Origin of the sequence: Bradyrhizobium sp. (assembly GCF_030693485.1) — a bacterium.
GTDB lineage: Bacteria > Pseudomonadota > Alphaproteobacteria > Rhizobiales > Xanthobacteraceae > Bradyrhizobium.
The window spans coordinates 1-8,850 of record NZ_JAUYAN010000021.1 but is presented as its reverse complement, the minus strand read 5'-3'; the positions used below and the strand labels follow the sequence as shown (position 1 = coordinate 8,850).

The following is an 8,850-nucleotide window of genomic DNA, read 5'->3' as shown; positions in this document are numbered from 1 at the left end:
CCGAGTTCCTTGTAGGTCTGCCGCACGTAGCTGTCGTTGACCCAGGCGCCGATATCGAGTGGCTTGATCATGTTCAGCTTCTGCAGGATCGCGTAGTTGGCGCCGATCGCATCGATCCAGGACTTCTTGATGGTCGGGTCGAGCGTATGCACGCCGCCGGGGCCGAGGAAGATGTAAACGACTTCCTTGTTGATCTTGGTCCATTCCTCGACCTTCTCGGCGCCGGCCTTGGGATTCTGGCGCATCCAGTCGTTGGCCTCGATCAGGGCTTTGAGGTAGGCGACGACGATCTCGGGATATTTCTCGGCGAAATCCTTCCGTACGACGACGCCGTGGAAGGTCGGCACCTTGGTCTCGGCGCCGTCATAGATCTTGCGGGCGAAACCCTTGAACGGCAGCAGCTCGGCGAAGGGAACGAAATCGCCATGCGCGTCGATGCGCTTTTCCTGCAGGTTGGTGGTGCCGACTTCGGGCGATTGCGAAACGAGGCTCCAGAAGTCGGGCGGCAGGCCGCGCTTCTGCAGCGAGGTCAGCATCATGCCGTGCGCGGCGGAGCCGAACGGCACCGAGACGTTCTTGCCCTTGAGATCGCCGAGTTCGTAGAACGCCGAGTCCTTGTGGACCACGATGCCGTTGCCGCCGCCGAAGGCGTTGTAGGCAATGATGGCGATCAGCTGAGTTTCGTTCTTGGTGGCCTGCCCGGTGGCGCCGTTCACCATCAGCGGGTAGTCGCCCATCATGCCGATCTGGATGTTGTTGGCCATCATGCCGTTGGTGATCGGCGGCCCGGACGTGGAGTTCTGCCAGGACAGCGTATATTTGAAATCCTTGTACTTGCCGGTCTTGGGCAGGTGCTTTTCGAACAGGCCGAGCTCTTTCAGGACGACGCCGCCGGTGACGGTATTGGTCGTCGTATTCTGGGTGCCGATACCGATCTCAAGCGTGGTCTGCGCGTTGACCTGCCCGGACGCCAGCGTGATCGCGGCGGCGGCGAGCAATGGAAGGAAGCCAAGAATTTTCGAAGCAGGGCCGACGCGCATGAGAACAATCCTTTCGAACTAAACCATGAGGGAGTGTGAGACGATGTCAGTGCGCGACGCGGCGGCGGCCGCAAGCCGAGCGGCTTGACCGAAGACGATCGTTCTTCTTCGTCGTGCAAGCGACGTGCCATCGGCTCTGCGCCGGCGGCACGCGCCGGGCCCGGATCGCGAAGAACATGCGTATTGAAGGGAATGGATGCCATCTGGCCGTAAGCTCGTTGCTTCGATCACGAACGCTCGAACGTCCGATGGCTAATCCTGAACGGCTCACTCTCGATCTGAAACGGCAAAGGCCTCGAACAGGCAACGTATTGCGAAGAAATGTCGGGATGCCCAATAAATAGACATCGCCGACGCCGATACTGATGATTCAATGAGCGAAGTGACCTCGGCCTGGTCGGCGCCGGGCTAGGCGTCGGGAATTGCATCGTCCGCGGTCCGATGCCATGCGGAAATGCGGAGACGTCTCGTTGCACCCCACGCAATGCATCCGCTCGCGCTGGCTGCGTCCGTTTGCCGCAGCCTGCCAGCAGGCCGCTCGCGGTCTTCTCAGATGTCGCCCGACGCCGCGATTTTGCCGGTCTTGCCGTCGCGGATCTCGCCCAGCAATTCGGCGTTCCTGATCACCAGGTTGGAGCCGTGCATGTGCAGAATGCCGTGTTCGGCAAACCGTTTCAGGCTGGTGGTGACCGACTGGCGCGTGACACCCGTCATGTGCGCAAGGTCGGCGTGAGTGAACGACGCTGCGATCAAGGTGCCATCTCGCTCCTCGACACCATACAGGTTCATCAGGTGCAGCAGCAGCTGCGAGAGCCTTTCGAGCGGCGATCGCGTGCCGAGCATTTGCGCCAGCGCCGAATAGCACTGCCCCTTGAAACTCAGGCCTTCGATGATGCCGATGGCGAGCGCCGGGATCGTCAGCACCATCTGGCGCAGCACGTCGCCCGGCAGATGAAGCACCGTGCTGTTAACGGCGGCGGCTCCCGACCAGATGTGCAAACCCTGCCTGAACACCTCCGGACCGCCGACGAAATTGCCGGAATGCCAGTAGGCGAGCGTGATTTCGCGCCCCGACGGCGCAATGTAGAATACCTTGATCCGCCCGCTCTCGATCAAATAGATGCCGTCTTGCGGGCTTCCCTGGCTAAACAGCTTGGCTCCGCGGTAGAGCACCTTGCGCTTGCCCGAGCCTAACACGCGTGCCTTCTCGGCTTCAGTCAGGCCCCGGAACAACGGTGGTGGTCCGCCCCGCTGCGTTCCCCCATCGGTCATCAGCAGAGCCCCGAATTGGGCTTGTCCAGTCTGACGATCACGATCGCCAGACTGGTTTTCTGTTGCACTTGAGGTCCGCTGTGGCGGCAGATCTTTGCTCATCATGTAACCGCTCGAAGCCGGAATTATACCAGAGCTTACGCCAATACTGAGGAAGAACCACCATCTGGATTTGAGCACTGGAAGGATCAACAACGCACATTTTTTCAGCCGGTCGCGGACGCCACTTTCCAATGAGTGATTAAACTCACTGTACTCGACTCGTCATCGAAAGTTCAAAGAGAGCAATGGCTTGATGGGTAGTTTTGAGGACAGGAGTTGGGCGAGGAAGGCGATTATTTGATCAGGACTTGCGGCGACAATGATTTTGCGAAACGTGTGCAGACCGAGAGCGAACAGGGACCAAGCGGGGCGGCCGTGTGTTTTGATGGGAATGGCATGCAGGCGCGGGTCCAGCGTTGACGATAACGCGCGAGCGCATGACGCGCCGTGCCAGAACAGGCCAATGCCAACAACTCGCCTGACGCGAGCCGCATCATCACGAGCCGCACCGACGCGGACAAAGTGTTATTGTCGCGGCCGAGCCAGCAGCTGCCCTTGACGATCATTTTGTCCCCGACCTTGAGATGCTGGGCGATGACGGAGATCGGCATAGCCGCATAGCCGGCGCCGCAGCACATGCTGGTTTTCGCGCAGACGCAGGATAAACGCGATCTTCTCGCGCTGCAGATAGGCCATCCATGCATCGCCAATAAACTCGCGATCGCCCATCAGTGCCGCAATCTTCATGCTCGGAAATGCCGCGCGCAGGCGATCCAGAAGCTCTGTTCGTTCTGAGGTGTTCGAATTTCCCGCGGTTGGCAGCACCATCCACAGGCAGCGGAATGCCCATCCCGTTCCAGGTCACCGAGATCATCAGGATGTTGATCGTGGTCTTGCCGAAATCCCAGTTCGTGCGATCAATCGCCAGAACCCACGGCTTGTCGGAAAGACCCAGCAGCTCGACCACCACGCGCGCCGAGTGCGCACCGTCAAGCCGCACAAACTGGAAAACCGATAAAACCGCCGCTGCACCGAGGCGGTCTGCACCGCGCTTGCCACGTAGGCCGCCAGCCGCCAAAGGCTTATCGTCCCGTGCTGCATCATCAACAGCGTTAGCCACGACAGCGTCTCCTGCCTTGTCGCAGAAAGACCGATGTGTTTTGCTACCGCTCTGGATAAGGCGTTCGAGAATATCGATTGCATGAGTGCGATCCTTCGCTGCCAGGCCAAGAAGCACATTTATGAACCAACTCAACGCCTTATCCAACCGCGTCGAGTACTATGGATTAAATACAATCTTCTTCCATGTAGAACCATGAGTCGCAGTGGTTCTATTCACGAGACCAACCGAAAATACTTTTGGGGAGGCCGTCGAGGAGTACCGATAGAATAAGAACCGAACCAGCCCTGACTTGGGACCAAAAATCGCGTGAGTAAGGCTGCGAGTACGCGTTCGGAGTGCTTCTAGAAAGCCTTATTTTGAGGCCTTATCGGCAGCTGTTCGATTCCGGCCAGGGACATAGCGAAACGTTCCAGCACATACGGCGCTATCGCAACATCATCAAGCCGACCAAGTATTGTAAGTCGCGCTACCACTTCGGCAAGCGCTGCTATCCACGGCGGATTGTCGGCCTTGTCGTTGTACCATTTGAGAGGATCATATGCTGCCACTGCGTCAGCCCCGCTTCCCGCCGATACGGATTTGTGGACCGAGGATAAACTTGTCCTTACCCTCATATTTTCTGCGCGACTCCCCAACCAGCCGGTCGCGCTGAGCGCACAGCTCTTCCACTTTAGTCAGCATCCGCGCCAGCAGCTCTTCGGCCGGCGTGGTCGGTATGCCGGCCCGTTGAAGGTCTAGAATCTCTTTGCGCTGCCGGGCAATCTGGCGGCGCATTTGTTCGATTTCTGCTCTGATAGTGGCAAGTTGCATGGACCAACCCTCATTGGCCTGATAAGAACGAAAAGAGAACAATTTGGCAAGCCGCTAGGAATAGCGTTCCGCTGATGGAATACCCCCAATGAGAGCCTCAAAAGAGCCTAAAGCTAAAAAGTCCGCCGCAGAAAAGTCCGGCCGCATCCTAATAGGCGTCGGCGGTTGGACATTTCCTCCTTGGAGATCAACCTTTTACCCGGAAAAACTACCTCAGCATCGCGAGCTGGAATACGCCGCCTCAAAACTGACCTCGATCGAGATCAACGGCACCTATTACGGCTCGCAGAAGCCGGAGAGCTTTCGCAAATGGGCGCGCGAGGTGCCGGACGGGTTCGTGTTTTCGCTGAAGGGGCCGCGCTTCGCCACCAACCGGCGGGTGCTGGCGGAGGCCGGCGATTCCGTGAAGCGGTTTTACGATTCCGGCGTGCTGGAGCTGGGCGACCGGCTCGGCCCGGTGCTGTGGCAATTCGCGCCGACCAAGAAATTCGACGAGGCGGACTTCGGCAAGTTTCTCGAGCTATTGCCGCGCAAGCTGGAGGGTCGCACGCTGCGCCATGTGGTGGAGGTGCGGCACGACAGTTTTGCCGCGCCCGACTTCATCGCGCTGCTGCGACAATTCGAAACGCCGGTGGTGTACGCCGAGCACGGCAAATATCCGGCGATATCAGACATCACCGGCGATTTCGTCTATGCACGGCTGCAGAAGGGCAATGACGAGCTCAAGACCTGCTATCCGCCGAAGCAACTCGACGCCTGGGCCAGGCGGTTGCAGGTCTGGGCCGGTGGCGGCGAGCCGGACGATCTGCCGCGCGCCGATGCGACAAGCGCCAAGAAAGTCCCGCGCGACGTGTTCGCCTATGTGATCCACGAGGGCAAGGTGCGCGCGCCATCAGGCGCGATGGAGTTGATCGAGCGGGTGAAGTAACGGACGCATCGGATGGGCAGGACCAGGAAACTCTTCACCATCGGCTATGAGCAGACACCGGCCAAGGCCGTGCTCGATGAACTCGAAGCGGCCGGCGTCAAGCTGCTGGTGGATGTGCGCGCGGTGGCGTCGTCGCGCCGTCCGGGCTTTTCCAAGAACCAGCTTGCCGCCGGGCTTGATGCCCGCGGCATTTCCTATTTGCACCTGCGCGGGCTCGGTACGCCGAAAGACGGCCGCGAGGCCGCGCGCAGCGGCCAGTTCGGCGCACTGCACAAGATCTATGCCAAGCACCTGAAGACGCCGCAGGCGCGGGAAGAACTCGACGAACTCTCCGCGCTGGTCAGCCAGGCCGGCCCGGTCTGCATCCTCTGCTACGAGCGCGATCACCGCGAATGCCACCGGCAATGGATCGCCGAGATTATCGAGGAGCGCAACGGGGTGAAAATCGAGAATCTGGCGGCGCAGCAGGTGTAGAGGATCGTAAAATTCTCGTCTTCCCGGCCAAGCGAGCTTCGCGAGCGCTGAGCCGGGACCCATACACCGTGTACTATCGGTAAGAGGCAGGTGTGAGACCTGTTGAAATCATCGCTGACGCGGCGTATAGGTCCCCGCGTTCGCGGGGACGACACCCGCTGTATCCAGCGCCCCCCTCATCCCAATTGCCACACCGTCATCGGCCGATCGTAACCCCTGATCGCGACCTCGCCGAGCGATTTCGCATCGTCGCGGTCCTGCCCCAAGGCCTCGTGCACGGCCGCCGAGACCAGGAACTGCGAATTGAATTCCTTGTTGAGCGCTTCCAGCCGCGCGGCAAAATTCACGGTGTCGCCGATCACGGTGTATTCCTTGCGCCGCGACGAACCGATATTGCCGGCGACGACATCGCCGACGTGAATACCGATGCCGATCCGCAGCGGCCAGCTCGACTCGCGGTTGACGCGCTCGTTGGCTTCCAGCATTTCGCGGGCTGCCGCGACCGCATGGCGCGCCGGATGGGGTGCATCGAGCGGCGCGCCGAACAGCGCCAGGAATCCGTCGCCGAGAAACTTGTTCACGATGCCGCCATGGCGATCGAGGATGTCGACCAGCGTCGCGAATGCGCCGTCGAGCCGATCCACCACTTCCCGCGGCGTGCGGGTGCTGGCGCCGGCGGTAAAGCTGCGAAAATCCACGAACATCACTGCGACCCGGCGGATTTCGCTGTCGGTGCTCTTGCCCTCCGCCATCAGCCGCTCGACCACCTGCGGCGAGACGTGCTGGCCGAACAGATTGGTGATGCGGTCGCGCGCGGTCGCAGCCTTGATGCTGGCCTCGAACTGCCGGCGCAGCTGCATGCCGACCGCGCCCGCCAGCACGCCACAAACCAGAATGACGATGCAACGCACGAGGTGGAAGGCAAAGTCCGGCGCCGGCTCGGCGGCGAATTGTTCCGGCCGGTACAACATCGCCATCGCGAACAATTCGGCCGCCGCGACCAAGCCGGTGAAGGCCGACAGCCAGAAATCGAGCCGCAGCGTCGAAAGAATGATGAAGATGAAGTAGGCCAGCGGCACCACGAAGGCCAGCGCCTGCGCCGGCCCCATCGCCTTCATCTGCAGATACAGCGCTACGGTGGGCAGGCTGCATCACCGGGATCATCACGATCATCGCGAACGAGACCCGGTCGCGCCGCAGCTGGATGAATTCCTTGACCACCATGGCGTAGCTTCGCCGCCAGAAGCCGAACGGCGGATCCTACTGGTCAGTTATCGTCAAATCCAACCTTGGAAACCGATTTCACATCGGCGTGACCGGGGAAAAGCACGCCGGAAGGGTCGCGGCACCGTCTCGCTGCAACACCGGTTTGCAATTTCAGGTACTAGATACATTTGCGGATATAAGGCCGGTTGATTTCCCAGAGTTCGTCGAGAAGATGCCGCGCCGCGTCCGCGGAATTGACGACGGGATCGATCAGCAACGCCTGCAGCGCCAGTTCCTTCGAGGCATGTACCGAAGCCTCGACGGCGAGTTGCTGCACATTGACCTGAACGGTCATGAGTTTTGCGACGGCGTCGGGCAACGGACCCAGCGAAACCGGATGAATGCCGGCCATATCCGCCATCACAGGCACTTCCACGGCGGCGCTGGCCGGCAGGTTTGGAATCGTTTTCTGGTTATAGACCACGCCGGATTCGATCAGTTGCTTGCGGTCGTGCAGCACCGCCGCGATGACGGCGACGGCGCGCTCGCCCGACGCGGTCAGCCACCACCAGGGAATCTCCGCGGCTCCTGAAAGCACGTCGTCGATCGTCTTTTCGGTTTTGGCCCGCTCGCCTTCGTCCCATTCGAAATTGTAGCCGCCCTCGCCGGCTTCCCAGCCATACGCCAGGTATTCGCCGACATGGCCGTCGCCGCAGCCGAGCCAGTAGCCGAAGGCCTGGAACAGATTCCGCGACAGCGGCGAGACCTTGGGGTCGAAATCCCTCTCCTTTTCGCGCAGCATCGGATAGAGGTCGGCGCCGGTCTCGCGGTCGCGGATCTGGGTCAGGCACTGGAAGTGATTGAGGCCCGCGCCCCACACCTCCACCCGTTCGTAAGGCAGCCCGAGAATGGAGGCGACCGCACCGCGCGCCATGAAAATTCCGTGGCACAGGCCGATGGTGCGGATGCTGCTGTATTGCCCGAGCGCCAGCACGATACGGCTTTCCGGATTGGAGAAATTGATGAACAGCGCCTGCGGGCAGCGCCGCTCCATCTCGCGCACGAAATCGAAAACCACCGGCAAGGTGCGCAGGGTGAAGAACAGCCCGCCCGGACCGCCGTTCTCGCCGAGTGTATGGCGGATGCCATACTTGCGCGGCACCTCCCAATCGAGTTTCCAGAGCCGGTTGCGGTCGATGACGGTCGAGTGGATGACGAACTGCGCGCCGTCGAGCGCGGCCCGCCAGTCGGTGCTGCATTCGATCTTCAGTCCCGCGCCGAATTTGTCGTTGAGCAGTTTTGCCAGCCGCCCGGCGCGCGCCAGCCGGTCGGCATTCCGGCCCACCAGAACCAGGGTGCTTCCGGCCAGATCGTGCGTGGAGAACAGGTCCCGGAACATGCTGATGCCGAACGAGGCACTGCTGGCGCCGAGAAAGACGATTTTGGTCACCGCCGTCATGTTCGCTTCCCCCAGCGCCGAACTGCCAGCCGTTCAGATCGGTCCGCCAATACGACACAGGCCAGCGGCGTCGGCTTGATCCAGATTAGTTGTGAAACTTCAGCCCGTCGACGATCTTGTCGATCACCTTGCGCTCGGCGCGCATGGCGAGCCCGACCAGGTTGAGTTCGGCGCGGATCACCGCCCGCACCGCCGCGCGGTTGGCGGCGTCATGCGTGGTCCTGAACATGTCCTCGGTATAGACGGCGGGCTTCACGTCACGCGCCAGCGCGCGTTCGAGCGCGCGGGAAAGCTGTAGCCGGTCGGCGCCATAGATCAGGATCGGCTGGCCGATCAGCGACAAATACGATGTGCCGGAGCCGTCGGCATAGGGCTCACCGATGCATTCGGGAAAGGCCGCGGCAATGCCCGAGGTCAGAAACGCCGCAACGTTGAGCTTCTGCCACGCCTCGAGGTCGGTCCGGATCACGACCGCGATCTTGGTATCGAATTGCAT

General features: G+C 61.0%; 10 protein-coding genes and 1 pseudogene. 2 read left to right on the top strand and 9 right to left on the bottom strand.

Annotation, left to right across the window (positions count from 1 at the left end):
- From Q8N40_RS01905 to Q8N40_RS01880, 6 genes are all read right to left on the bottom strand, one after another.
- Positions 1–1,040: ABC transporter substrate-binding protein (locus tag Q8N40_RS01905; RefSeq protein WP_305710602.1), on the bottom strand; the 1,040-nt coding region annotated here is incomplete at its 3' end.
- A gap of 549 nt (positions 1,041–1,589) precedes the next feature.
- A complete protein-coding gene (locus tag Q8N40_RS01900; protein WP_305710603.1) occupies positions 1,590–2,312 on the bottom strand; it encodes a Crp/Fnr family transcriptional regulator in 723 nt (240 codons plus the stop codon).
- A gap of 335 nt (positions 2,313–2,647) precedes the next feature.
- Positions 2,648–2,920 (bottom strand): hypothetical protein, encoded by a 273-nt coding sequence (locus tag Q8N40_RS01895; protein WP_305710601.1) that lies wholly within the window; start codon positions 2,918–2,920, stop codon positions 2,648–2,650.
- Positions 2,880–3,182: a transposase gene (locus tag Q8N40_RS26645; protein WP_371135590.1), complete on the bottom strand. Its 303-nt coding sequence runs from the start codon at positions 3,180–3,182 to the stop codon at positions 2,880–2,882. The genes Q8N40_RS01895 and Q8N40_RS26645 overlap by 41 nt, the downstream gene beginning before the upstream one ends.
- A gap of 636 nt (positions 3,183–3,818) precedes the next feature.
- A complete protein-coding gene (locus tag Q8N40_RS01885) occupies positions 3,819–4,025 on the bottom strand; it encodes a hypothetical protein (protein ID WP_305710599.1) in 207 nt (68 codons plus the stop codon).
- A 4-nt stretch (positions 4,026–4,029) separates the two neighbouring features.
- Positions 4,030–4,287 (bottom strand): hypothetical protein, encoded by a 258-nt coding sequence (locus Q8N40_RS01880; protein WP_305710598.1) that lies wholly within the window; start codon positions 4,285–4,287, stop codon positions 4,030–4,032.
- Between the two features lie 88 nt (positions 4,288–4,375).
- Between Q8N40_RS01880 and Q8N40_RS01875 the strand changes: the two genes are divergently transcribed.
- Both Q8N40_RS01875 and Q8N40_RS01870 read left to right on the top strand, forming a co-directional pair.
- Positions 4,376–5,215: a DUF72 domain-containing protein gene (locus Q8N40_RS01875; RefSeq protein ID WP_305710597.1), complete on the top strand. Its 840-nt coding sequence runs from the start codon at positions 4,376–4,378 to the stop codon at positions 5,213–5,215.
- A 12-nt stretch (positions 5,216–5,227) separates the two neighbouring features.
- Positions 5,228–5,689 carry a DUF488 family protein gene (locus tag Q8N40_RS01870; protein ID WP_305710596.1) on the top strand — a complete coding sequence of 154 codons (462 nt, stop codon included), beginning with the start codon at positions 5,228–5,230 and terminating at the stop codon, positions 5,687–5,689.
- Positions 5,690–5,865: 176 nt separating this feature from the next.
- Here the strand turns inward: Q8N40_RS01870 and Q8N40_RS01865 are convergent.
- The 3 genes and pseudogenes from Q8N40_RS01865 to Q8N40_RS01855 all read right to left on the bottom strand — a co-directional run.
- A pseudogene (locus Q8N40_RS01865) lies at positions 5,866–6,837 on the bottom strand (adenylate/guanylate cyclase domain-containing protein); the annotation flags it as partial.
- Positions 6,838–7,073: 236 nt separating this feature from the next.
- Positions 7,074–8,354: an alpha-glucosidase/alpha-galactosidase gene (locus Q8N40_RS01860; protein WP_305710595.1), complete on the bottom strand. Its 1,281-nt coding sequence runs from the start codon at positions 8,352–8,354 to the stop codon at positions 7,074–7,076.
- A gap of 85 nt (positions 8,355–8,439) precedes the next feature.
- A partial coding sequence (locus Q8N40_RS01855) for a DUF2000 family protein (RefSeq protein WP_305319889.1) occupies positions 8,440–8,850 on the bottom strand: 411 nt, incomplete at its 5' end.